Source organism: Stenotrophomonas sp. BIGb0135 (assembly GCF_024810105.1).
Taxonomy (GTDB): Bacteria; Pseudomonadota; Gammaproteobacteria; order Xanthomonadales; family Xanthomonadaceae; genus Stenotrophomonas; species Stenotrophomonas maltophilia_AB.
The window spans coordinates 156,980-181,436 of the sequence record NZ_JANUDX010000002.1 but is presented as its reverse complement, the minus strand read 5'-3'; the positions used below and the strand labels follow the sequence as shown (position 1 = coordinate 181,436).

The following is a 24,457-nucleotide window of genomic DNA, read 5'->3' as shown; positions in this document are numbered from 1 at the left end:
CATGCCCGCCCTCGCCCACCCGCATCCCCGTGCGCACGTGGACAGCGCACGGCTGGGGCGGCTGGCCATCGCCAGCCTGCACGCAGAGCTGGCCTGCGCGCCCAAGCCCGGCCTGGTCACCCCGTTCGATAGCGGCAGCCACGCCGACATGGATGCGGGCACCTTCCTGCGCAGCCTGTTCGCGCTGCGCCACTATTTCCGCGACGCCGCCCGTGCCGGCGCGTCCGCCGCTCCCTTCGCGCAGTTGCGGCGCCACGGCATCGCCGCCGAGGCGGCGATGCTGCGCGCGACCGGTGGCATCAATACCCATCGCGGCGCGATCTTCAGCCTGGGCCTGCTGGTGGCGGCTGCCGCGGCCTTGCGCCGCGATACGGGCCGCACACCCGCTGCCGAACAGGTGTGCCTGGCCGTGCAGCGCTGGGCCCCGGCAGTGGCCAGCGCGCCGCTGGATGCCAACAGCCCCGGCCAGCGCATGCGCGTCGCCCATGGCGTCGCCGGCGTACGCGAGCAGGCCATCGCCGGCTATCCGATCCTGCGCGAGCTGGGCGTGCCCACCCTGCGCCACGCGCTGGCCGCGGGATTGCCGCGCGAGGCGGCGCTGTGCCACACCCTGATGCGGCTGGTGGCACACGTGGACGATCTCAACCTGCTGCACCGGGGCGGCGCTGCAGGCCTGGCCTGGGCACGCCTGCAGGCGCGCGACTTCATCGCCGCCGGTGGTGCCTTCGCACCGCAGTGGCGCGTGCACCTGGCGGCCATCGGCGATGGCTTCGTCGCCCGCCGGCTGAGCCCCGGTGGCAGCGCCGACCTGCTCGCCTGCAGCTGGTTCCTGCTGCAGCAGGAGGCCGCATGAGCCTGGCCCTGCTCTGCCCCGGCCAGGGCGCGCAGCATCCGGCGATGTTCGACCGGGTGCGCGGGCTGGCGCCCGCCCAGGGCGTCCTGGACGCAGCAGCGCGCGTCCTCGGGCGTACGGCTTGCGACGCGGCAGCAGCGGATGATCGGTTCGACAACGTGCAGGCGCAGCCGCTGCTGTGCGCAGCCAGCCTGGCGCACTGGCAGGGGCTGCGCGAGCGGTTGCCGCCGCCCACCGTGGTGGCCGGCTACAGCATCGGCGAACTGGCCGCGCAGTCCATCGCCGGCAGCCTGGATGCGGCCACCTGCCTGGCCCTGGCCGGGCAGCGCGCCCGCCTGATGGATGCGGCCAGCCCGCCCGCCGCGGGCATGCAGGCCGTGCTGGGGCTGGCGCGTGCACCGCTGCAGGCGCTGTGCAGCGCGCACGGCGTGCATATCGCCATCGCCAACGGCGCCGACCACTTCATCGTGGGCGGCGCGCGCGCGGCCCTGCAGGCGCTGGCGCAGGCCGCCCACTCGCGTGGCGCCGAGATCCGCCCGCTGCCGGTCCACGTGCCTGCGCATACCCCCTTGCTGGCGCGCGCCGCCGAGGGCTTCGCCGGCGCGCTGGCGCAGGCCGCGCTGCAGGCCCCGCGCTCGACCGTGCTGGCCGGCATCGATGCACGCGCCGTGCGCGACCGCGCGGGCGTGGAGCACACCCTGGCCGCGCAGTTGGCGCAGACCATCGAGTGGTCGCAGGTCATGCGCCAGGCGTTCGAGCGCGGCGCGCGGGTGTTCCTGCAGCTCGGCCCGGGTACCGCGCTGGCGCGCATGGTGGCCAGCGACTACCCGTGCTGCGAGGTGCGTGCGGTCGAAGAATTCCAGGGCCTGGACGGTGCGGCCGCGTGGGTCGATGCCGCCCTGGGCCGGCTGGCGTGAGTGCTGTCGTGGTGCCGTAGCACGTCGTACCCCGGGATGGCGGGCTTCCATCCGTGCTGTACGCGAGTCAAGTGTCTGGGAGGGCGCATGAGTCCACAAGTCGCAACGATCATCGGTCTGGTGATCATGTTCATCGTCGCCACCGCACTGCCGATCAACATGGGCGCGGTGGCCTTCGCGCTGGCGTTCATCATCGGTGGCGTGTTCGTCAGCATGGAGGGCAAGGAGGTGTTGGCCGGTTTCCCCGGCGACCTGTTCCTGACCCTGGTGGGCATCACCTACCTGTTCGCCATCGCGCAGAAGAACGGCACCATCGACCTGCTGGTGCACTGGGCGGTCCGTGCGGTGCGTGGCCGCATCGTGGCCATTCCGTGGGTGATGTTCGTGGTGACCGCGGTGCTCACCGCCTTCGGTGCGCTCGGCCCGGCAGCGGTGGCGATCATCGGGCCGGTGGCGCTGCGGTTTGCCAAGCAGTACCGGATCAACCCGTTGTTGATGGGCCTGCTGGTCATCCATGGCGCCCAGGCCGGCGGCTTCTCGCCGATCAGCGTGTACGGCAGCATCACCAACGGGGTGGTGCAGAAGGCCGGGCTGGAGGTGACCGAGATGGCGGTATTCCTGACCAGCCTGGGCTTCAACCTGATGATGGCCACGATCTGCTTCTTCGCCTTCGGCGGCGTGGCGCTGCTGCGCCGTGGGGCGGTGGCGGTGGCCGGTGGCGTGGGCAACGCCGAGCTGGCAGTGGCCGGTGGGCCGCAGGCCTCGTCGCGGCAGTTCGCGATCGAGGGCCACGGCGCACTGGTCGCCGCCGGCGGTGGCACGCTGTCCAACGATCCCGACGCACTGGAGGCGGTGGGCATCACCCGCGAGCGGCTGTTCACCCTGGTCGGCCTGCTCGGGCTGGGCATCGCCGCCTTGATCTACAACCTCAACGTCGGCCTGGTCTCGATCACGGTGGCGGTGGCATTGGCGCTGTTGTCGCCGAAAAGCCAGAAGGGCGCAGTGGACGGGATCAGCTGGTCCACGGTGCTGCTGATCTGCGGCGTGGTCACCTACGTGGGCGTGCTGGAGAAAGCCGGTGCGGTGGACTTCATCGGCAATGGCGTATCGGAGATCGGCATTCCGCTGCTGGGCGCGCTGCTGGTCTGTTACGTCGGCGGCATCGTGTCCGCCTTCGCGTCGTCGGCGGCAGTGCTCGGCGCCACGATCCCGCTGGCGGTGCCGTTCCTGATGCAGGGCCACCTGGGCGCGGCCGGGGTGATCTGCGCACTGGCAGTGTCTTCCACGATCGTGGACGTCAGCCCGTTCTCGACCAACGGCGCGCTGGTGGTGGCCTCGGCAGCCAAGGAAGAGCGCGAGTCGCTGTTCCGCCAGTTCCTGGTCTACAGCGGGCTGGTCGTGGCCTTTGGACCGCTGCTGGCGTGGCTGGTCTTCGTGGTGCCGGGCTGGATGTAACGCCTGGTATCGGCGGGGCCGGGCAATGCTCGGCCCCGCCCCCGCTGGATGGAGGGATTACAATTGGGCATGGCCCTTGCTCCTGCCCCGCGATCCACCAAGAAGCGCGCCCCTCTGTATGAAGAGGTGGCCGAGCACGTGCGCGAGCGGATCTACGATTACCGCCTGCCGCCGGGCGAGTGGATCGACGAACCCGCGCTGTGCGAAGCATTGGCCATCAGCCGCACGCCGTTGCGCGAAGCGTTGAAGCTGCTGGCCGCCGAAGGCCTGGTGCAGATCGACGCCGGGCGTGGCTGCCGGGTGACCCGGCTCACCCTGGAAGACCTGAACCAGCTGTTCCCGGTGATGGCGATGCTGGAGGGCCGTTGCGCGCACGAGGCGGTGCGGCATATCGACGACGCCGGGGTGCAGCTGCTCGAGGACCTGCACGCGGCGATGGAGGCTGCGGCCACGGCGGGCAACATCGCCGAGTACTACCGCAACAACTACCTCATCCACGAAACCGTGCAGCATTACGCCGGCAACCCGTGGTTGATCCGCATCACCCACGACCTGCACCGCATCCTGAAGATGCATCGTGGCCGCCAGCTGCTGGCGCCGGGCCGCACCGCGCAGTCACTGGCCGAGCACCGCGAGCTGATGGACTGTTTCCGCCGGCGCGATCCGGTCGCGGCCGAGCGCACCATGGAACGGCATCTGCTCAGCCAGGGCCAGGCCCTGGCCGCGTACGTGACCGCGGGCGGTCTGTTGAACGTGCCCGCGCCGCTGCCGACCGAGGGCGGCAGCTGAGCGCGCGGCGCTGACCGCGCGCGCCTGACGCCGGCCAACCGCCGGCACTACCGCGGGCGGGTCTCGCGCAGGGTCCACATGACCGGCAGGACCACCACGGCAACGGCAGCGATCATCGCGCCCGGTGCCGAGGCCCAGCCGGTATGCCGCACCAGCAGTTCGGCCAGCAACGGCGTGGCACCGCCGAAAAAGGCGGTGGCCATGGTCACGCCAAGCGCGAGACCACTGAGCCGGCCTTCGCCGGGGAACTGCTCGGCCGTCGCCGGTGCCGCCACCGCGCTCACGCCGCCGGCCAGGCAGGCCAGCACTACCGCGCCGACCCCGATCAGCAGCGTATTGCCGCCGGCCATCAGGGTGAACATGCCCAGCGGCAGCAAGGCGCAGAGCATGGCCAACACGATCAGCAACGGGCGTCGCCCGAGCCGGTCGGACAACGCCCCGGCCAGCGGCGTCACCACGATCACGGCCACCGCCGCCAGCGTGGACAGCCACAGCGCCTCGGATTCGCCCACCTCGCCCACCGAGCCCAGGAACGCGGGCACGTAGGTGATGCCGACGTAATAGGTGATCGACCCCAACGCGGAAATCGCGAACGTGCGCGCCACCGCACCTCGATGGAAGCGCCACGTGTCGCGGATCGGCGCGACCGGCACGGTGCCCGCGGCCTGCTGGCGCTCGAACTCGGGCGACTCGTGCATGGTGGAGCGTGCCAGCAGGATCGCAGCGGCCAGTGCCGCGCCGACGAAGAACGGAATCCGCCAGCCCCAGCCATCCAGTTGCGCGGTGCTCAGCACCGCCACCGTCAGCGCCGACAACGCGACCGCCAGCAGCGCGCCCACTTCACTGGCCGCCGAGGCCAGCGACGTGATCAGGCCACGCCGGCGCGGGGGTGCGGTCTCCAGCAGGTAGGCCACCACCCCGGTGTACTCACCGCCCACCGAAAACGCCATCAGGCAGCGCAGCAACAGCAACAGCACGCCCGCACTGGCGCCGATGCGGTCGAAGGTGGGCAGCAGCGCGGTGGCCAGCATCGCCACGGTCATCAGCAACATCGAGGCCAGCAGCATGTAGCGCCTCCCGAAGCGGTCGCCGAGATGGCCGAAGCACAACGCGCCCAGCGGGCGCATCAGGTAGGAGACGGCAAAGCCGGCCAGCGTTGCCAACAAGGCGTTTTCGCCGCCGCCGAAGAACACCCGCGACAGCACCGTGGCCAGGTACAGATACAGGGTGAAGTCGTACCACTCCACCACGGTGGAGAGGCCGGCGACGATCATCGAACGCGTGCGGCGTGACGCATCGAGCGGCGTGGACACGCTCATGCGCCGCCCACCGGCAGGGCGGCAGCAACGCGCGGGAGACAGGTGGGACGAAGAACACGCATCGGCAAGGACATCGGCGGCAGGATGCGCCGAGCCTACTTCACCCGCCGCGCCGTCGGACTCACGCCGCCACCACATCGCCGCTGCGCGGGGTTACCCGGCCAGGGCCGGCAGCGCCTCGCGGGTGTAGCGCAGCAGCCGGCCGCGCCCGGGGGCATCGCCCTCGTCATCGAACAGACCGTAGGCTTCGTCCACCGCATACCCCTGCGCCGCCATGGCGCGTGAGAACGCGCCAACATTGCCGCGCCCCGGATCGGTCAGCAGCAGCTCGGCGCGGGGCCGTGCATGGCGCTCCATCATGCTGGCGATCTGCAGGGCGTGGCCGCGCTCGTAGAGCACGTCGCTGCCGATGATCAGGTCGAACCGGCCCAGTGTCGTATCCGGCAACTCCCATGGCAGATCGCGGTAGTGGATCGCCGGCAGGTCGTTGAGGCCGGCGTTGTAGGCCAGGAACGATTCGGCCAGCGGGTGGTGGTCGCTGGCCACCACGTCGGCGCCGCGCTTGGCCAATACCAGGCTGGCCAGACCCAGGCCGCAGCCCAGCTCCAGGATGCGCTTGCCGGCCACGTCGACACTGCTCATGGTCTCGGCCAGTACGCGGCCCGCAGGCCAGACCTGGCCGAACAGGCTCCACAACGACGAATGGATGCCGGCGCGCTGGGCGCGGCCGGTCGGGTCGGCGAACTGCTGCAGGTCGCTCAACGCGCGAATGCGATAGTCGCGGCCGGCAACCGGGATGGTGAGGATGCGGGTGCTATAGCCCGGCATGTGCGCTCCGTGGGACACGGGGAGTGCGCCCTCCCGACGGGAAGCGCGACTCGGAAAGTGGAGCGAAGCGGGCGGTCGGCAACAGACCGCGCAGGACGCGCGTAACGGCGTGGGACGGCCCCATCCTACCGCAGCGCCGGCGGCGCACGCTCACCGCCAGGCAGGAGCGGTCAGTACCGGACCTGGCAGTTGGGGCAGAAGAACGTGCGCCGGCGGCTCTTGCCCGGGTAGGTCTTGGACAGTGGGCCGCCACACTGCGGGCAGGTGCGCTGGGTGTGTACCTGCCAGTGCTTGCGCAATACCCCGGCCTTCTTCCACGCCAGGAAGTTGAAACTGTAGGCGCGTGCATCGGCGATGACCTTGCCCAGCACGCGCGGCGGCAGGTCGCCGATCGTCGACTCCGGGTGCACGCGGGTCCGGAACAGCACCTCGTTCTTGATGATGTTGCCCACCCCGGCGAACAGGTCCTGGTCCAGCAGCGCATCGCAGACCAGCGTGTCCGGCTGCAGCTTCAGCCGGCGCCGGGCCAGGCGCGGGTCCCAGGCGTCGTCCATCACGTCGCCGCGCCAGTCGTAAGTGTCCTCGAGCGGCCCTTCGATGTATTTCAGCGAGGAGGCGTAGATGTTCAGCTCGCCGTTGTCGAACTGCAGCGACACCCGCGGCGGCGACGGTTTGCGTTCATCGATGCGGTAGCTGCCGAACATCAGCATGTGCACGCGCAGGCTGAAGCCGCTGAACTGGACCAGGAAGTGCTTGCCCCAGCTGCGCAGCGCCAGCACCCGCCGCCCCTCCATGCGGGTGAGGTCCAGGCTGCTGTTGCCGAGCGCGCGACGCACGGTCTTGCCGCGGAACTTGGCCGCCGCCTCGCGCAGGATGACGATGGAAGGACCTTCAGGCATGCGCGGCGATCTCCTTCAGGCGCAGGGCATTGGCAATGGCGAAGCCATGCGCAGTGTTGTCGAAGATCACCCACGGCGCGTCCCGGCCGACGCGGTGCGCGTGGACCTGCCGGGCAAGGTCGGCCAGCGCGGGGTCCGGGTAGTCGCTGTAATACATGCGCGGGGCGCCGTGCCAGCGCCAGTAGCGCCACGACGACGCGCCGCCCGGGACAGCGGCAGCGGCCACGCGCGGCGGGTCGACCGCAGCACGGGACACCCCATGCTCTTCAAGCAGGGCATCGGCCCGTGCCTCGAACCAGCTGGGATGGCGCGGCTCGCAGACCAGCGCCACCGCGCTGCGCCGGCGCAGCCCGCGGAAGAATCCGCCGGCCCGGCGCGTATCCAGGGCCAGCGAGGGCGGCAACTGCAGCAGCAGGCCGCCCAGTTTCGCGCCCAGTCCATCCACCTCGTCCAGGAAGCGGTCCAGCAATGGACCCACACCGACCAGCCCGGAATCATGCGACAGCGTGCGCGGCAGCTTCACCGAGAAACGGAAGCCGGGCGGGACCGCGGCCGCCCAGCGCGCGTAGGTGCTGCGCTGGTGCGGCCGATAGAAGGACGAGTTGATCTCCACCACATCCAGGCGCGTGGCGTAGCGCGCCAGCGCGCTGTCGCCGGGACCGAACAGCGCGGCGTAGCGGCTGGGAATCGACCAGCCGGCACAGCCGACCTTCGGCGTGACGGGAGCGGCCATGCCCGGCTTCCTCAGCGCAGGATCTCGCCCTGGTCCTCGCCATCCCAATAGTGGATGCGCACGGCGGCCACGTGGATCAGCACTAGCCCGGGGCTGTCCACGCCCTGTTCGAACCAGCGCTCCAGGTCCTTCACCCAGTGCTGCTGCATGATCGCCTTGTCGCGGATCAGCGTGGCCCTGCCCTGCACCGCCACGAACAGCGGCGGCTTGCCGAGCAAGGACTTGCTGCCGGTGAAGCTCAGCGCGACCTTCGGATCCTGCTGGATCTCGCGGACCATGTCGGTGTCTTCGGTAGTGAAGAACCAGCTGTCGCCGTCGTAGTCCACGTCGCCGTTGTTGCTCATCGGGCGTGCCGCGATATCGCCGCTGGCGGCGTGGGTCTGCAGCATGGTGAAGTCGATGTGGGCCATCTTCTTGGCCAGGTCGTGCAGGGTCAGGGTGGTCATGGCGCATCCAGGCAGGGAACAGGCCGCCAGCGTCGGCGCGCGACGGTGACCGCGCCGTGCAGGGATGCTGTCGTGCCCTTCACGCCTGCGGGTCGCGAGGTCGCCGGGCCTGCTCATCCCCCCCGTGGGACGCCGGCCACGGCGCCATCCTCAACGGCGATGCACCCGCCAGAACAGTGATCTCCCACGGTCGCGCGGTATGGCAAGGAAGCTCTCGGTCGCTGACTCCGGCTCGTCGCAGCGGCGCACGTCATAGTGGGCAAGCACGACCTCCAGCGACGGCCAAGGGTGCAGTTGGAGGGCACTCGGGATCACGAGATCCGCCGCCACCGAGCGACAGTCTCCAGGCGGAAGCCAGCGCTCGCTGCCCGTCGCAAAGCTCAATGCACTTTGGTTGTTGTCCAGATCATGCACTTCGCGCAGATCGGTGGCGCTGGCAGGAACCCACGCTGGAACCCAGCCACGTCCTACCGCATCGTCGCGGATCGCGGCGGCCCTGTCAGGGTAGGCGGCATGCATGACGTCCCCCGTGCACCCGGCGCACAGCGCCGTGCCGAGGACTACGGCGCATGACAAGGGCAGCGTGCGCATAAACCGTTCCGTGGTTGGTCCGTGCCGAGTATGCGCCGAACCGGTCCCACTCGCATACTGCGCAGCTCGTCGAGACGTCGTATGCGACTTGACACCGCGACGCCACGGGGTAACTATCAGTTAACGAATTAGTTAACTACCACCCATGGACCGCATCTTCGACGCCCTCGCCTCCACCGCCCGCCGGCAGATCCTGGCCTACCTCAACGGCGGCGAACTCAGCGCGGGCGAGCTGGGCGAGCGCTTCGATTTCAGCAAGCCGGCGCTGTCCAGCCACCTGCGCATCCTCGAGGATGCCGGGCTGATCGAGCGCGAGAAGCGGGGCCAGTTCGTGTACTTCCGCCAGGTGCCGGACACACTGGCCAACACGCTGTTCGCGTGGGCGGCCGAGGTCTGTCCGGTCGGTGGCCCGCTGCAGCGCGAAAGCCGCGCCCGGGCGCGGCGCAAGCCGGCGACCTGAACCGCATCGTCCCACGACAAGGAGCTCGTCATGCTGGATACCACCCGTGTCAGTCGTTCCTTCCCCAGCGTCAGCCTGCCCTCCTGCGGCGAAGGCAGCCCGGTGGAAGTGGCCTTGATCGCCCAGCTCGGGATCGGTGCCGGTGACCAGCTGGTTCGCGATGCCGGCATCCGCCAGGCAGCGCACCCGCGCTTCGTCGATGCGCTGGACGAGCCCTCCGCGCGCCTGGGCGGCATGCACCTGGCGCACGACGACGCCTCCTCGTTGTATTCCTTCTCGGTGGGCCAGCACGGGCATCCCTTCCATCGCCACGCCGGGCCACGCATGTTCACCGCGATTGCCGGCAGTGGCGGCGCGCAGCTGCGCTTTTCCACCGCATCGGACGCGCAGCTGCAGGAGGACCCCGCCGCCTTCCTGCACGCCCTGCGCTGCGTGGACATCCCGCCGGACTGCCTGTTCACCGTGCGCTTCGGCAGCGGCACCTGGCACCAGTTCGTCTCCCGGCACCCGCGCCATCCGGCGCTGTTCGCGCTGTCCTGCCACGCCAACGAGCGCAGTGGTGCGCTGACCGGGGCGCAACGGGCACGCGTCGATGCCGGCGCGGCCGACATCCCCACCCTCACCGAGACACTGCCACCGGTGGTGCAACAGGTGCTGGCGCAGACCGATCTGACGCGGTTGCCGGTGGTAAGCCTGTCGCTGCACGCGCCGGCACGATCGGCGTTGGCGGGTCTGTGCGCGCGCAGCCGTGATCTGGTCGGGCGTGTACGCAGCGGCCTGGCCCGGCTGCGGCCGGCGCACGGCTACGTCGGCCGCAGCGCCGCCGCCCATCCCATCCACAGTGCATCGGCCGCGCCCGCCGATTCCCTGTTGCAGCAGGCCCTGGCAGGCGACGTCGACCACGAGGACTACACCACGCTGACCCTGCCGCCACGCAGTATCGGCAGCCATTCCGCCGCGGCCGTGCTGGAATCGGTGCTGGACGGCTTCGTGCACAATCCGCCGCCAAGCGTCGGGCGCTTGATGGCGCTGCGCAACGTGCTGGTCGCGCCGCTGCAGTTGCGCACCTCGCCGCTGGGGTGCCCGGTGTCGTCATTGCTGTCCGACGCGCCGGGCGAACGGTTCGCGCAGCGCTTCCCGGTGCATGCGCAGTCGCGGTCCCCCGACGACCGCAGTGCCGAGGTGCTGCTGGGTGCCGATGACCGCCACCTGCGCTTCCGCTCCTGCGTGCGCGTGCAGTTGCTCGACGACGGTGCCGCCGTGGTCGCGCTGGGCACCCGGGTGCGTACCCACAATCACTTCGGGCGGCTCTACATGGCGGCCATCAACCGGGTTCACCGCCGCCATGTCAGCCCCGCGATGCTGCGCATGGCCGTCGCCCACGCACTGGCACCGGAGCTGGTGCAGGCGACCGCGCTGCAGCCGGCCACCGGCGCGGCCTGACCCGGCGCCCCGACGCTCAGCCGCCGTCGTACGGCTCACTGCCGGGGAACACCTGCAGCAGGGCGCGTGTCAACGTGGTGGGATAGACGGTGAGATGGTCTTCGCCGTCGATGATCGACGTCTCCACCTGCAGCCCTTCATACCCGCGCTGGCGCAGGCGGTCGGCGAAGGCCTGGTTGTCCTTGAGCATGTCGTTGCGGGTCAGGTAGCGCGACTCTGGCTTGATCGTTTCAAAGCTGCCGATCGCCAGCAGTACCCGCGCCGGCAGCGCGCGGTGCTGCTGCGCGTAGGCCTGCTCCAGCGGGTCGACCACGTGGTTGTCGAACCACAACGACGGACTGGACAGGATATAGGTCTGGAACATCTCCGGGCGCGTGACCAGCACGAAGCTGCCGAACAGGCCGCCATACGAATGACCGGCAAAACTTCTCCGTGCCGGGTCGGTGCGGTAGCGCGCGTCCACCGCTGGCAGCACGTGCGCGGCGAGGAAGTCACGGTAGTGCGCCGCGCCGCCGTAGACCACGTCATCGCTGTAGTCGTCCCCGCTGTGGCGTACCGGCCGGGTCGGGGTGTAATCGCGCGAGCGACTCTGTTTCGAGGTCAGGCCCTCCTGCGGCGGCAGCCCGACCAGGATGAAGTCCTCCAGGTTGGCGCCGCCCTGCCCGACCAGGTTGCGGATGCTGCGCACCAGCGGAAAGCTGTACAGCGCGTCGGTCACGTACAGCACCGGGTAGCGCCGCTCGGGGTGGGCCGCATAGCTGGCGGGCAACGCCACCCAGATCGGGTAATCGCGCCCGGCCGGATCGTGCACGCGCCAGCTTTCGGTATCCGGCAGCACCACACCGCTCACCGGCTGGATCGCCGCAGGCGCACGCCGCACCGCATCGCCCTGCGTCGCGCAGCCGCTGGCCGTGGCCAGCACCATCATCGCCCCCAGGCCTGTGTACATCGCTTTCATCGGCACCCGCCGCTCACCTGAAAGGACCAGCCTCGCAATTCCGGGCCCGGTTGCCAAGCCGGCCTGCCGGTTCAGTGCGTATCCGCCGTCTGCGCCGGCACCGTCAGTCGATACACCAGCACCCGGTTGTCGTTGTCGTAGGCGCTGTCGCAGCGCATGCCCTGCATGACACAGTGGCGCGCGATGAAGTCGTTGTCGTTGCCCACCAGCAGCAGCCGCTCGTCCGGGCGCGTCGCGTCAAGTGTTGGCAGCAGATCCATCGCCTCCCACTTCTCCGACAGCAGCCCGGCGTGCGCCCCCTTGGCGGTCGCGGTGTCCAGCCCGGCGCGGGCCAGGTGTACCGGGTCGAGCAGGTCCAGCAGCACGTGGCTGCGCGCCGGCACGATGCCGGGCTTCAACGCGGTGCCGTCGCGCTCCGCGAGGACTGAGGCGATGCCCTGCTCGTAGTCACTGCCCGCCAGGTTGCTGGCGCCGCGGGTATCGACCAGCAGGACCGACTTGTAGACGATGGGATCGCGCGTGTCGCTGCCCAGCCCGTTGCCGTCGCGGGCCAGCAGCAGGAAGCGGTGGTCGTCCAAGGCGCGCAGCTCGCTCTGTGCGGCGGTGCGGTCCGGCGTGCCCTTGCCATCCTGCGCATAGGTGGGCAGCTGCACCACGTAGTGGCCGATCGGCCGGGTGGGCAGCGGATCGCGGCTGACGTCATAGACCATCACCCGGGTGTTGATGCGGCCGCTGGCGTCGCCCGTGGCGGTGTCCTGCACCAGCGCGCTCTGCAGCGCGACGAACAGGCGGCGGCCGTCGGGCGACAGACCCATGCCCTCCACGCCCTGGTTGTTGCGCCGGCCACTGTCCGGGGCACGGCGCGAATCGAACATCACCCGTCCGTCGCGCCGGGGCTGCACCGCGGGTGGCGGCACGATGACCCCCAGCAGGCGACCATCGGGGGCGAAGTAGTACACGTGCGCGGCGTACTCGTCGCCGATGTAGAAGTGCCCATCGGCGGTGAACTGCAGCGCTTCGGCATCCAGCGATATCTTGCCCGCGCCCACGCCCTGCGCGGGCGACGGCAGCAGGATGCCGTTCTGCACGACGGTATGCTCGCCCGGATCGGCACCGGTGAAGGGCTCGCCGTTGAAGTCGCGCAGCAGCAGCCCGCCGTCGGGCGTCAGCGTAACCTGGCCGGCGCGCTGGCCGGCGCCGATCTCGATCCGCAGCTGCAGGCGTTCCAGCCGCCCGGCGTAGTCGTAGAACAGGCCGGCATCGGGATCGTTGCGGCCGCGATCGGGCAGCGTCCACAGCACGCCGCGGTAGCCGTCGGCGGTGCGCGTCCATTGCCCGACATCCACGGCCAGCGACGAGAACGAGCCCAGCGTGTCGCCGAGAAAATCCACGGTGCCGGCCGGCAGCGCGCCGGCGGCGACGAGTACCGGCGTGTCCGACGCCGCGGCGGGACGGGCCGGGGCCGCGGCGACTACCGGCGCCGCCATCAGCGCAAGCAGCGCGGCGAACACCACCTCGCGCGGCCCGGGCCGGCGGTCAGAAACGGACATCGACCGTTCCGAACACCTGGCGCGGTGCGGAGGCGTGGAACACGTAGATCGTGCCGGTCGGGTCGCTCGGGGCGAATACGCTGGAATCCAGGTTGCTGGCGTAGCGCTTGTCGGTCAGGTTGGTCACGTTGACCCACAATCGCACGCCCTGGGCGACGCCGACCCGGCCGAAGTCGTAGCCGCCGGACGCGTCGAACACGGTGAACCCACCAAAGCCCTGGTCGTTGGTGTAGGTGTAGAAGCGCTCGCCGGTGTACTTGCCGCGCAGCGTGGCGAACCAGCCGTGGTCGCGCCAGGTGATTTCGCTGGCGAACATCTGCTTGGGCGTATCGGTCTGGATCTTGCCCTCGATCGGCTGCATCACGCCGGCCTGGACATAATCCGACCGGTAGGTGGAGCGGTTCAGCGAGGCCGAGTTGTACCAGGTGAGGTGCTCGCTGGGCGTCCACACCACGGTCAGTTCCGCGCCTCGGCTATCCACGCCGCCGGCGTTGTAGAAGCGGTTGCCGCAGGTCGGTCCCACCGGCTGGCGCGAGTCGCAGGGGTTGTACTGCAGCAGGCGGTTGTCGAAGCGCACCGTGTAGGCGGCCAGCGAAGCCTGCAGGGAAGCGCCGACGTAACGGTAGCCGGCCTCGAAGGAGCGCGACTGCTCCGGCTCCAGGTCGCCCTGCGCATTCCACGTGGCCTGGCTCACCGCCTGCGGGCCCAGCTTGAAGCCGCCCTGGAACATCGCCATGTTTTCGGCATAGCTGGCGAACAGTTCCTGGCTGTCGGTCAGGCGGACATTGGCACCCACGCTGGGCAGCGCGGACTTGCGCATCTTCAACCGACCGCTGGCGAACTGGTTGTTGGAGCTGGCCGCGATCGGCGTCCTGGCCGTCCCCGGCAGCGCCTGCGCGTCGGAGGTGACATGCGGGCTCTTGACCCCGAATTCGAGCGTGAGCCGGTCGTCGAGCAGGCGCCAGGTGTCCTTGAGGTAGGCCTGCCTGGTTTCCCAGCGGGTGCGCTGGGCGAACACGCCAACATCGGTCTGGGTGCTGTTCATGCCACTGAGGTCGCGCGGGCCGGTGACCGCGGTCTGGTAGCGCTCAGCGCTGCTTTCGTTGCGCTCGTACCAGAGGCCACCTTCGATGTGGTGCGCGCCCAGGTCCCAGTCGACGGACAGCGTGGCCCCGTTGCGGTCGATCTCGTAGACGGTGTTGCGGAAGATGATCGGCACTTCCTGCGTGGTGCCCTTGTTCGACCATGCACCGCTGTTCCAGTTGTGGCCCTCTCCGTGGTCATCATGGTGGTAAGCCAGCGCGTGAAGGCTGACGCCATCGGCCAGGAAGAAGTCACCGGACAGGGAGTACAGGTTGTCGTCGCGCAGGATCTGCCCGGCGGTGAACGCACCGTCCGCATCGCGGTCGGGGCCGGATGCATCGCACTTGGCCTTCACGTAGGTGGCGGTGTTGCAGTACGCCTTGGCCACGGCCTTGTTCCAGTCCGGCGCATAGCCGCCCCAGTCCCAGCCCAGCCCGCGCGCCATTTCGTTCTTGGACAGATAGAAATAGTCGGCCTGCGAGGTGCGCGAGGTATCGACGAAGGCGGCGATGCGGCCGTTGCCAATATTCCAGACGCCCTTGGCATTGAACTGCTTGGTGATCGACTGGTTGTAGGCGCTCTGGTCGTTCCACAGGTCCGAGGCCGCATTCATGCCCGACACATACGCCGAGAACCCGTTGTGTTCACCGGTATCGGCGCGGACGAAGGTACGGCGGTTGCTGTCGCTCCCGAAGGTCTGCACCAGGCGGCCGCCCATCGCAGCCAGTGGGTTGTTGGAGGTGTAACTGAGCGTGCCGCCGAGGTTGCTGGTGGACGGCGTGCCCAGGCTGCCGATGCCCACCGCCAGTTCGGCACCGGCCATGTTCTCGCTGATCAGCGCGCGGTTGATGGTGAGGCCGTTGTAGTTGTTGTAGGCACCGTCGCCGAGCGGCACGCCGTCCAGCGTGTAACCCAGCCGGGTGGCATTGAAGCCGCGCAGGCTCAGGGTCATCGACTGCTCGTTGGTGCCCAGCGCGTCGGCCGACTGCGCATTGACGCCGGGCAGAATGTTGATCGCCTTCTGCAGGCTGGTGCCCGGCGGCAGGATGTCGAGGTTCTGCGCGGTGATGCGCTGTACCTGGCGTGCCTCGCCGCTGCCGATCACCGAGACCGCGTCGAGGTCGGTGGCGCTGTCGGTGCCGGGCGTGGTGGCGTCCTGCGCCCAGGCGGCAGGCGCCGTGGCCAGCATCACGGCAACGGCCAAGAGGTTCTTTTTCATGGTGTTCAACGTACTCGGGCAGGCACGCTCCGCCCGGCCAGGGCCAGGCAGTCATGCAGACAAGGGGAAATGACGGGCGCAGACCACGGGGTCGCATGCGCACGGGCGCTGCCGACCTCACGTGAAAATGGTGCGCCCGCGCGATGACCGTCTTATGACATCGCGCGTGCCCGCCACACGCCCGTATTGCGGCGCGCGCCGATGTCTGCACGCCACGCGCGACGCGTCACCACCACTGGCGCTGCGCGCGTTCCCTGCGGCCGGCTCAGCGTGCCGAGGCCGCCCGCCGCAACGTGATCAGGGTGATCTCCGACGGCACGCCGATGCGCGCGGCAAAGCCCGGCCACAGGCCAGCGCCGTTGCTGACGTACAAGGTCATGCCATCCACGTCGTAGCGACCGGACACGTAACCACCGTTGGCCCGTTTCACCAGTTGGTCCATGCCCAGGATGTGGCCACCGTGGGTATGCCCGGACAGCTGCAACGCCACCCCGCGTGCCGCATTGGCGGGTGCCGCGATCGGCCGGTGGTCGAGCAGGATCACCGGCGCCTTGGGATCGGCACCGGCCAGCGCGGCGCCCAGGTCCGGCGGCGGCAGCCCGTAGTTGCTGGCCACCGGGTCGGTGACTCCGGCGATGGTCAGCGCCGCGCCGCCGCGCTGGACCTGCACATGGCTGTTCTCCAGCACCTGCATGCCCTGCGAGCGGAAGGCCTGCATCCAGGCGGCGTACTGCGCGTAGTACTCGTGGTTGCCGGTGATCGCGATCACCCCGTCCGGCGCACGCAGCGCGCCCAGCGGCGCAACGTCGGCCGCACGCGCGGCCACGCTGCCATCGATCAGGTCGCCGGTGATCACCACCAGGTCCGGCTTCAACGCGTTGCTGTTGGCCACCACCTTGGCCACCCAGCTGCCGGTGAGCAGGCGGCTGGCGTGGATATCGGTCAACTGCAGCACGCGGTAGCCATCGAACGCAGCGGGCAGGTCGTCGATGACCACCTCGACCTGGCGTGTCTGCGGTACCGCCATGCCCTGCCAGATGCCGTAGACGGACAGCAGCAGGGCAACGCCGAAGGCCGCGGGACGCAAGGCAGCCCCGCGCAGCGCCGCGGTGGCGCGTGGGCAGCGCAGCAGGCGTGCACCGAGCAGCAGCAGGTCCAGCAGCAGCAGCATCACCGCGCCCAGCAGCAGCGTGGTGAAGCCGGTGGCCAGCACCGCGATGGCGGCCTTGGGAATCTCCGGCGAGGCCATCGTGCCGGCGAAACGGGCCACGATGCGGTGGTGCAGCGCCAACGCCACCACCAGCAATCCAAGCGGCCCGCGCAGGGACAACGACACCTGCAACGGCCAGACCACACGCCACACCACGTACAGCGCAAGCAGCACACCAACAACACTCAGCACAGGCATTCCAGTTTCAATGGGGGAGACCTGCACGGTCGCCAGGGGCGATCATGCAGTGCACCATCTTTGCCGAATCCGCCCGTCCGTGCCACCGCGCACCTGCCACATGCGCGACACACTGCGTCGCGCAGCCGCCCCGCGAGGGCTAGCGCGCGGAGGGCGGCGCAGCCTTCGCCGCCGCGTCGTCGTCGAGTCGGGTACGCGCCAGTGACATCATCGCCTGCAGCGGCGCATCCGGATCGCTGGAGGTGGTCAAGGTGAACAGCAGCCCCGAGGTTGTCTCGTCCGGCCACGACCAGAGATAGGACACCGAACGCCGCGTCGCCGTGCTCGACGCCGGGCTCGGGGTCGGCCGTGCGGTCATCGGTGCCGGCGCCTTGCTCACCAGCGCGGCGAAGCGCGACTGCAGCTGCTCGCCGTCCATGCGCCGGGCGTACACGGCGCACAGGCCCGCATCGGTGCGTGACACCGCGTACTGGTCGCCATCGAGCGTGATGGCCCACGCCCGTCCCGGCGTGCCATGCAGGAAGCTCTGCGCGACCGTGTCATCCAGCGGCGCCAGGTTGCGCGCGGCCATCCAGGCGGTCAGGCCGTCCACCGAGTTCAGGTGGGTCATGCAGGTGGTGCCGAACAACTGGTTGAACGTGTCCGCCTGCGTTGCGGGCGATGCCGGTTGTGCCGCCGCCAGCGGCGACAGCAGCAGGCCCGCGAGGGCCCAGGAAAGATGACGCATGCTGCTCCTTGTCGTGGTAGTGGCGTCCAATGCTGGCCACAGGCTACCGGATCAGGGCGCGTCGTGCGTACCACGCCGCGGCGACGTCGCCCTGCGTTTGCCGGGCGCTGCCGCCCTGGCGGCAATGTTCGCGGCCACCGCGGCGCGAATCAGCGCCTTCAACGCCGCTTCGTCGATCGTCTCGCCTTCATGCACGTCGATCGCGCGCCGCACGTTGCCGTCCAGGCTGGCATTGAACAGGCCGGTGGGATCCTCGAGCGCGGCGCCCCGGGCGAAGGTCATTTTCACCGCGGCCTTGTAGGTCTCGCCGGTGCACAGGATGCCGTCATGTTCCCAGACCGGCACGCCGCGCCATTTCACCGTCTCGACCACCTCGGGATCCGCCGCCCGGATGATGCGGCGCAGATGCGCCAGGGTCGCGCCGCGCCAGTCGTCCAGGCGGGCGATCGTCGCGTCGATCTGCTGCGCCGCGGAGGCGCCGGTGTCGGCGGCCGATGCGGCCGCGCGCGCGGTGCCGGGGGTTGGCTTGGTCATCGCATTTTCCTCGTGGCAGTGGACTACATGCGCTCGCCTGGCAACCCGCTCGCCTGCACGACCCAGGCCACGAAGCGCGCTTCATCCAGCGCCGCGTCTTCGCGGATGTGCAGGTAGCGGGTATCGCCGCTCCGCGACGGCTCCGGCGGTGGCGGGGTCAGCGCCGCGCCGCGGAAGAACGCCACCTTGATGTAGCCGCGGAAGCAATGCAGGCTCAGGAACCAACCCTGCCCGCCCGCGCCGTACAGGGGCAAATTCCACTTCACCGCCGTGCGCACACCGGGCACGGCATCGCGGATGAGTGCATCCAGGCGCGTGCCCACCGCACGCTTCCAGCCGGGCATCGCCGCGATATACGCCTGCACCGGGGTGTCGCCCTGGCCCTTGGCGATCTGCGGGTTGCCGCCGGCCAGCAGGCGCACCGCAGGCGGGTCGGGCGGGGAAGTGCCGGGCGTTCGAGACGGCATGTGCGGCGCTCCAGCGGGCAGTCCAGAACCGCGTTATAGCCCTCGCCCCGTGCGGTGACAATCTGCCCCGGGGACCGGGGCACGGCGGCGGTGTCCGGCGGCCGATGCCCCGCTGGCTGAACGATCCCCTGCGGCCTCGTGGGCGGCCCTTGCACTGCCCCTCGCGCAGGGCTATAAATGAGCAAGCACTCACTTACTCATTGTCATGGCCCGCCCGCTCAGCGAACAGAAACACGATGCCATCCTCGATGCGGCTGCCCGACTGGTGGCGGCACAGGGGATCGGCGCGTCGACGGCGCAGATCGCGCGCGCGGCCAAGGTCGCCGAAGGCACGGTGTTCACCTACTTTCCGACCAAGGATGCGCTGCTCAACGCGCTGTTCGTGCGCCTGGAAACCCGGCTGTCGATGGCGCTCGGCACCCATTTCCCCGCCGAGGCCGATGCGCACGGGCTGCTGCTGCACGCCTGGAATGCGTTGATCGACTGGGGGTCGACCTACCCGGTCGATCGCATGGCGCTGCGCCAGCTCAAGGTATCCGAGCGCATCAGCGAGCAGACCCGCAGCGAATGCGCCGGCCTGTTCGGCAGCATGCTGCAGCGGCTGGAATCCAGCCTGGCCGACCACATCGATGGCGAGCGCCTGCCGTTCTACCTGGGCCGGGTGCTGGTCAACCTGCTGGAAACCACCCTGGAGGCGATGGCGGCCGAGCCGGAGCGCCGGCAGGCGCTGCAGCAGGCCGGCTTCGACCTGTTCTGGAAAGGCATCCAGCGATGAGCCCCTTTTTTCACCCATTAAATGAGTGCGTACACACTCACTTCACCGAAGGTGCGCCATGAGAGCCCTCCCCCTGCTTGTTGCCGCCTTCTCCCTCACCGTACTACTCGGGATGACCCTGACCGTGCCTATCGCCAACCACGACCAATCGCCGCAGATGCAGGGCGGCCACTTCACCAACGTTGCCCCCAAGCCCAAGGAGACCGTCACCGGCACCCTCAAGCTGCTATGGGAATTCCTGTTCGACCGCCCGGCCGGCACCACCCCGCCGCAGGCCCCGCCGGTCCGCGCGGTCAGCGCCGCCGAGCTCGCCAGCGCGCCGGACCACAGCCTGTACCGGCTGGGCCATTCCACGCTGTTGGTGAAATTGCGCGGCGGCTGGTGGCTGACCGACCCGGTGTTTTCCAAGCGCGCCTCGCCGGTGCAGTGGATGGGCCCCAAGCGCTTCCACGCCCCGCCGATCGCCCTGCACGACCTGCCGCCCATCCGCGGCGTGCTGCTCTCGCACGACCACTACGACCACCTCGACCGCGCCACCATCAAGTACCTGGCCAGCCGTGCCGACGTGTTCCTCACCCCGCTGGGCGTGGGCGACCGCCTGATCGCCTGGGGCGTGCCGCGCGAGCGGGTGCGCCAGCTGGACTGGTGGCAGGAAACCGAGGTGGACGGGGTGCGCTTTGCCGCCACGCCGGCGCAGCACTTTTCCGGGCGCGGCCTGCGTGACCGCGATCGCACGCTGTGGGCGTCCTGGGTGATCCTCGATGACGGCCTGCGCCTGTTCTTCAGCGGCGACACCGGCTACTTCGATGGTTTCCGCCAGATCGGCGAGCGCTATGGGCCGTTCGATGTCACCTTCATCGAAACCGGCGCCTACGACGCGAAGTGGCCGTTCGTGCACATGCAGCCCGAGCAGACGGTGCAGGCCCACCAGGACCTGCGCGGCCGCTGGCTGGTGCCGATCCACAACGGCACCTTCGACCTGGCCCTGCACCGGTGGGACGAACCCTTTGAACGGGTGAGTGCGCTGGCTGCGCAGCGCGCCATCGCCCTGGCCACCCCGGGCATGGGCGAGCGCCTGGACCTGGATGCACCGCAGCCGGGGTCGCCGTGGTGGCGCAAGGTGAAGGCGGCGCAGGACGCGCGCCGGATCACGCCGGTGGGCAGCGCAATGTGAGCGGCGCAGGCCAACCGTTGCGATGCGGCGCCTGCGATGCACCCGATACGCCGCGCGCAGGCGCGCCTGCTGCGCGGTCATCGGGTCGATGACCCGGCTGCCTGCCGCCACGCTATGATCGGCGCCGGATGCACGCGGCGCCGCCGGTGCGGGACATCTTGGCAAGGAGCGCCCGATGGGCATGTTGGCGACACTGTTGATCATCGGCCTGGCCGCCGCCGCGCCGCCTGCCGCGCCGGCCTCGCCCGTGGCCGGCGCAGCGGGCCCGCGCGAGCAGGCCCTCGCCGATGTCGACCAGCTCGCCGCCGCGCTGCTGGAGGTACGCGACGGCGATGCGCCGCTGGCCTGTCCCAAGGCGGTGGAGAACGCCCGCTACAGCGTGGAGACCATGCTGGAGGTGGGCCAAAAGAACGTGCAGGGCGGCTACCTGCCCGCTGCCGATTTCGAGCGCGCCGCCGTGCCCCTGCGGGCGTTGCTGCCCCAGCTCAGCCTGGCCGACTGCGAGGCCGCCGCCGGCAACAAGCGCGCGTTCTACCGCTGCATGTCCAGCGACTACAACCACGCACTGGCCTGCGCCAAGGCGCACCCGTTCTGAGCGCAGCAGGGGTGCATCTGCTACCTTGCCGGCAGCCGTCCGATCCCCCCTGCAATGCCCCTGCCGACCCAACCTGTGTATTTCCTGCCGCTGAGCCCGTCAGCGCTGGCCGCGTTCCTTGAAGGTGCGCAGATCCCGGCCGCCGCGCTGGAGCGAGCCGGGCTGTTCGCCGCCGCGCTCTGCCAGGGCAAGCCCCATCACAGCGCTGCGCTGACCCGGCTGATCGAGCAGGCCTGCGGGCTGTTCGCCGCGCACCCGGACGATGCCGCCGCGCAGTTCCATGCGCTGGCGCCCCGCCTGCCGACGCGCCTGAACGACTGGCTGGAAGCGCTGGCCCTGCAGGGCGTGGTGCTGGGCCCGGAGGCGGTGGTGCAGCAGTTCTGCCAGCTGTCGCCGGAGGACTACCCGGTGGACCCGTTCCAGGCCGCCTGCCGCACCACGCTGGAGCCGCACACGATCCGCTTCTACACCGATGCGGCGGTGGACCCGGACGCGCAGGATGCAACCGGCGGCGAAGCCCTGCAGGCGCCCGCCTACGTCGAGCGCACCCACGATTACACCGCCGAACAGGCCCGCGCACTGCGCGCGATCGTGGCCAACGACGACGAGCACATCGACCTGGACGCCTATGCGGGCGCCGGCAAGACCCACCTCATCCTGCAACTGCTGGACAGCGCGACCCGGCGCTACACCTACATCGCCCCGCGCCCCAGCCAGGTACAGGCCTTCCGGCGTCGGCTGAGCGGGGCGTTGCCGGTGGAAATCCTGTCGCAGATCAGCTTCGCCAACCAGGTGGCCGGCAGCGCGTTCCGCCTCGGCATCCTCGGCACCGCCTACCGCCCGACCTTCCAGATCAGCAAGGCGTCCTTCCGCGACATCGCCCAGCGCATCGGCCTGCAACCGATCGGCAACCAGCCGCCGGCCAGCGTGCTGCGCGTGGCCTTCGAAGGCATCGCCACCTGGTGCCGCTCGCGGGACGAACGCCTGGCGCCCCGCCACTTCGTGCGCGCGGTGCCGTGGGCGATGATCGATGCGGCCCCCTACATCGCCGCCGCCGAGCATGTGTGGCGCTGCATGTTTGACCCGGTGCTGCAGAAAGCCACGCTGCTCAGCCTCAACGTCGACCACATCGGCAAATGGCTGGCGCTGCACGGTGCCAGGATCCCGGCCAGCTGGGGCACCCTGCTCATCGATGAAGGCCACGACATGAGCCCGGCGTGGAAGGCACTGCTGTCCGGCTACGAGGGCTCGGTGATCAGCCTGGGCGATCCCAACCAGCGCCTGGTCGGGCGCTCACCGCGTTTTGCCACCGGCATGAAACTGGAGATCGTGCAGTCGGTGCGCCAGGGCCCGATGGTCGAGCAACTGGTCAACCAGACCGTGGCGCTGGATGCCACCGGCTACTTCGACGGACCGTTCGCCGGTTCCCCCGACCAGCCGACGCTGGCCCGCACCTATGCCGCGTGGGACGAGGTGCCCGGCCGCGGCGCACGCGTGTACGGCAACCCGTGGCGGCTGCTGGAAGAAGCGCAGCGGCTGTCGGCGGCGGGGGCAAGCTTCGGCGTGCATCCGGACACGCTGTCCAGCGTGGGCCGCGAGGTGAACCGCGGCGAAGAGGCCTACCGCGAGATGACCTCGCACGGCGGCAGCAGCCAGCGCTGGGAGGCCCTGCTGGCCGAGTGCAACGAACAGGACATGCCGCAGATCCCGCGCATGTTCATGCGCGGCTACAACCGCGATCGGTTCATCGAACTGACCCAGCGCCTGACCGCCTTCCACGAGGCACCGCTGCAGTTGATGCTGGTCGAGCACGCCAAGAACACCGAGTTCGCCCAGGTCGCGATGTCGATGTGCTGCTTCCGCACCGGCTTCGGTCGTGGCTACGCGCACAACCCGGTACGCGCGGCGTACACCGCGATGACCCGTGGCACGCAGCAGCTGTGGATGCCGGCCGGCGCGCTGGACGAGCTGGGACAGAGCATTGCGCGTTACCACGCCAACCGCACCGAGCAGCGCCGCAGCAAGCTCGCCAAGCCGGCGTGGACCGCACCGCGCTGACCCGCAACGTAGAGCCACGCCACGCGTCGCTGCGCCCCCCGCCCGTAGAGCCACGCCATGCGTGGCTGCGCCATCTCAGATCCAGCGCTGGTCCAGCAGCTCGCGCTTGATGTACGCATAGAACACCGGCGCGGCCACCAACCCCGGCAGACCGAACGCGGCCTCCATCACCAGCATCGCCAACAGCAGCTCCCACGCGCGTGCCTGGATCTCACCGCCCACGATGCGCGCGTTGAGGAAATACTCCAGCTTGTGGATGACCACCAGGTACAGCAGCGCGGCCATCGCCACGTAGAACGACACCGACAGCGCGACGATGGTGATCACGGTGTTGGAGATGATGTTGCCCACCACCGGTAGCAGGCCGGCCAGGAACGTAATCAGCACTAGCGTCTTGGACAGCGGCACATGCACGCCGAACAGCGGCAGCACCACCAGCAGGAAGATCGCGGTGAACAACGTGTTGAGCAGCGAGATCTTCACCTGCGCGAATACCACCTGGCGGAACGCGGTGGCCAGCCGCGAGGTGCGTCCGATCAGCTCCTGCGCCAGCGGCCCCATCTTCGGCAGCGGCAGTTCGTCGTACAGCGCGATCATCGCGCCCAGCACCATGCCGATCAGCACCCGCACGCTGATCTGCACGACCGACGTGCCGGCGATGCCGAGCTGCTGGCGGTGGGTGGCGGCCCAGTCGTTCACCGCCGTGCGCAGCGCCTGCAGGTCCTCGGGGATGTAGGGCTGCAGCAGCGCCGGCACCTGGTGGCGGGACGAATTGAGGATATCCATGAGGCGCATCAGCAATGCATCAGGCCCGCCGGTTTCGGTGCGGAAGAACGAGGCGATGCCGATCGCGGCCAGGGTGAGCACGCCGATGATCAGCGCCGACAGCACGATCACCGAGTAGGCACGTGCGCGCCCCGGCGGCAGCTTGCCTTCAACGGTGGAGGCCAGCAGATGGGTCAGGTGGAACACCAGCAGCCCCGACAGCAGCGTCACCACCAGGCCCAGCTTCAACGCCAGCCACATGCCCAGCAGCATCAGCAGCCAGGCCGCGATGCGGGCGACGGGGGGCTTGGGCAAGGTGGGAATCACGAGGGACATGGCGGCGCTTCCTGGCAGGTGGCCCATGGTAGAGGATGCGACGCTGCCCGCGCCGCGGCCGTGTTGAGCGCGTTC

General features: G+C 69.7%; 24 protein-coding genes. 10 read left to right on the top strand and 14 right to left on the bottom strand.

All coding sequences use genetic code 11. The features are described from left to right. Position 1 precedes the first annotated feature (1 nt). The 4 genes from mdcB (at position 2) to M2421_RS05225 (ending at position 4,014) form a co-directional block, all read left to right on the top strand. Positions 2 to 853, top strand: coding sequence for a triphosphoribosyl-dephospho-CoA synthase MdcB (gene mdcB, locus M2421_RS05240; protein WP_259204894.1), 852 nt, complete (start codon positions 2 to 4; stop codon positions 851 to 853). After that, positions 850 to 1,770, top strand: coding sequence for a malonate decarboxylase subunit epsilon (gene mdcH, locus M2421_RS05235; protein WP_259203822.1), 921 nt, complete (start codon positions 850 to 852; stop codon positions 1,768 to 1,770). The genes mdcB and mdcH overlap by 4 nt, the downstream gene beginning before the upstream one ends. An 87-nt stretch (positions 1,771 to 1,857) precedes the next feature. Continuing rightward, on the top strand, positions 1,858 to 3,225 hold the full coding sequence (locus tag M2421_RS05230) for an SLC13 family permease (protein ID WP_259203821.1): 1,368 nt from the start codon (positions 1,858 to 1,860) through the stop codon (positions 3,223 to 3,225). 69 nt (positions 3,226 to 3,294) lie between these two features. Beyond that, positions 3,295 to 4,014 carry a GntR family transcriptional regulator gene (locus M2421_RS05225; protein WP_259203820.1) on the top strand — a complete coding sequence of 240 codons (720 nt, stop codon included), beginning with the start codon at positions 3,295 to 3,297 and terminating at the stop codon, positions 4,012 to 4,014. Positions 4,015 to 4,061: 47 nt separating this feature from the next. On the opposite strand, the gene M2421_RS05220 is transcribed toward M2421_RS05225, so the two are convergent. The 6 genes from M2421_RS05220 to M2421_RS05195 all read right to left on the bottom strand — a co-directional run bounded on the left by M2421_RS05220 (position 4,062) and on the right by M2421_RS05195 (position 8,830). Next, positions 4,062 to 5,333, bottom strand: coding sequence for an MFS transporter (locus tag M2421_RS05220; protein ID WP_259203819.1), 1,272 nt, complete (start codon positions 5,331 to 5,333; stop codon positions 4,062 to 4,064). Positions 5,334 to 5,486: 153 nt separating this feature from the next. Then, complete coding sequence (locus M2421_RS05215; protein WP_259203818.1) at positions 5,487 to 6,161, bottom strand: protein N-lysine methyltransferase family protein; 675 nt, start codon at positions 6,159 to 6,161, stop codon at positions 5,487 to 5,489. 170 nt (positions 6,162 to 6,331) lie between these two features. Further along, positions 6,332 to 7,060, bottom strand: a complete 729-nt coding sequence (locus M2421_RS05210; RefSeq protein ID WP_259203817.1) for a DNA-formamidopyrimidine glycosylase family protein — start codon at positions 7,058 to 7,060, stop codon at positions 6,332 to 6,334. Further along, a complete protein-coding gene (locus M2421_RS05205) occupies positions 7,053 to 7,793 on the bottom strand; it encodes a DUF72 domain-containing protein (protein WP_259203816.1) in 741 nt (246 codons plus the stop codon). Before M2421_RS05205 ends, M2421_RS05210 begins: the two co-directional genes overlap by 8 nt. A gap of 11 nt (positions 7,794 to 7,804) precedes the next feature. Continuing rightward, a complete protein-coding gene (locus M2421_RS05200; protein WP_259203815.1) occupies positions 7,805 to 8,239 on the bottom strand; it encodes a pyridoxamine 5'-phosphate oxidase family protein in 435 nt (144 codons plus the stop codon). A 150-nt stretch (positions 8,240 to 8,389) separates the two neighbouring features. Next, a complete protein-coding gene (locus M2421_RS05195) occupies positions 8,390 to 8,830 on the bottom strand; it encodes a hypothetical protein (RefSeq protein WP_259203813.1) in 441 nt (146 codons plus the stop codon). A gap of 145 nt (positions 8,831 to 8,975) precedes the next feature. Here M2421_RS05195 and M2421_RS05190 point away from each other — a divergent pair, with 145 nt between their 5' ends. Both M2421_RS05190 and M2421_RS05185 read left to right on the top strand, forming a co-directional pair. After that, the gene (locus M2421_RS05190; RefSeq protein ID WP_259203811.1) at positions 8,976 to 9,290 is read left to right on the top strand and encodes a metalloregulator ArsR/SmtB family transcription factor; all 315 of its coding nucleotides are present in this window, start codon (positions 8,976 to 8,978) and stop codon (positions 9,288 to 9,290) included. Positions 9,291 to 9,320: 30 nt separating this feature from the next. After that, on the top strand, positions 9,321 to 10,733 hold the full coding sequence (locus M2421_RS05185) for a DUF2867 domain-containing protein (RefSeq protein WP_259203809.1): 1,413 nt from the start codon (positions 9,321 to 9,323) through the stop codon (positions 10,731 to 10,733). A 16-nt stretch (positions 10,734 to 10,749) separates the two neighbouring features. On the opposite strand, the gene M2421_RS05180 is transcribed toward M2421_RS05185, so the two are convergent. The 7 genes from M2421_RS05180 to M2421_RS05150 all read right to left on the bottom strand — a co-directional run bounded on the left by M2421_RS05180 (position 10,750) and on the right by M2421_RS05150 (position 18,679). Beyond that, complete coding sequence (locus M2421_RS05180; RefSeq protein ID WP_259203808.1) at positions 10,750 to 11,682, bottom strand: alpha/beta hydrolase-fold protein; 933 nt, start codon at positions 11,680 to 11,682, stop codon at positions 10,750 to 10,752. A gap of 80 nt (positions 11,683 to 11,762) precedes the next feature. Then, positions 11,763 to 13,241: an esterase-like activity of phytase family protein gene (locus M2421_RS05175; protein WP_259203807.1), complete on the bottom strand. Its 1,479-nt coding sequence runs from the start codon at positions 13,239 to 13,241 to the stop codon at positions 11,763 to 11,765. Then, positions 13,228 to 15,543: a TonB-dependent receptor gene (locus M2421_RS05170; RefSeq protein ID WP_259203806.1), complete on the bottom strand. Its 2,316-nt coding sequence runs from the start codon at positions 15,541 to 15,543 to the stop codon at positions 13,228 to 13,230. The genes M2421_RS05175 and M2421_RS05170 overlap by 14 nt, the downstream gene beginning before the upstream one ends. Positions 15,544 to 15,808: 265 nt before the next feature. Continuing rightward, positions 15,809 to 16,951, bottom strand: coding sequence for a metallophosphoesterase (locus M2421_RS05165; RefSeq protein ID WP_259203805.1), 1,143 nt, complete (start codon positions 16,949 to 16,951; stop codon positions 15,809 to 15,811). 139 nt (positions 16,952 to 17,090) lie between these two features. After that, complete coding sequence (locus tag M2421_RS05160) at positions 17,091 to 17,678, bottom strand: hypothetical protein (protein WP_259203804.1); 588 nt, start codon at positions 17,676 to 17,678, stop codon at positions 17,091 to 17,093. Between the two features lie 51 nt (positions 17,679 to 17,729). Beyond that, the gene (locus M2421_RS05155; RefSeq protein ID WP_259203803.1) at positions 17,730 to 18,212 is read right to left on the bottom strand and encodes a DUF1801 domain-containing protein; all 483 of its coding nucleotides are present in this window, start codon (positions 18,210 to 18,212) and stop codon (positions 17,730 to 17,732) included. A gap of 23 nt (positions 18,213 to 18,235) precedes the next feature. Continuing rightward, complete coding sequence (locus tag M2421_RS05150) at positions 18,236 to 18,679, bottom strand: DUF1801 domain-containing protein (RefSeq protein ID WP_259203802.1); 444 nt, start codon at positions 18,677 to 18,679, stop codon at positions 18,236 to 18,238. A 205-nt stretch (positions 18,680 to 18,884) separates the two neighbouring features. Between M2421_RS05150 and M2421_RS05145 the strand changes: the two genes are divergently transcribed. From M2421_RS05145 to M2421_RS05130, 4 genes are all read left to right on the top strand, one after another. Further along, positions 18,885 to 19,454, top strand: a complete 570-nt coding sequence (locus M2421_RS05145) for a TetR/AcrR family transcriptional regulator (protein WP_259203800.1) — start codon at positions 18,885 to 18,887, stop codon at positions 19,452 to 19,454. A 112-nt stretch (positions 19,455 to 19,566) separates the two neighbouring features. After that, positions 19,567 to 20,628 (top strand): MBL fold metallo-hydrolase, encoded by a 1,062-nt coding sequence (locus M2421_RS05140; protein ID WP_259204884.1) that lies wholly within the window; start codon positions 19,567 to 19,569, stop codon positions 20,626 to 20,628. Between the two features lie 181 nt (positions 20,629 to 20,809). Then, a complete protein-coding gene (locus M2421_RS05135; protein ID WP_259203798.1) occupies positions 20,810 to 21,223 on the top strand; it encodes a hypothetical protein in 414 nt (137 codons plus the stop codon). Between the two features lie 54 nt (positions 21,224 to 21,277). Next, complete coding sequence (locus M2421_RS05130; protein WP_259203796.1) at positions 21,278 to 23,281, top strand: hypothetical protein; 2,004 nt, start codon at positions 21,278 to 21,280, stop codon at positions 23,279 to 23,281. Between the two features lie 75 nt (positions 23,282 to 23,356). Here M2421_RS05130 and M2421_RS05125 read toward each other — a convergent pair whose 3' ends face one another. Next, positions 23,357 to 24,382 (bottom strand): AI-2E family transporter, encoded by a 1,026-nt coding sequence (locus tag M2421_RS05125; RefSeq protein ID WP_259203795.1) that lies wholly within the window; start codon positions 24,380 to 24,382, stop codon positions 23,357 to 23,359. Positions 24,383 to 24,457 lie beyond the last annotated feature (75 nt).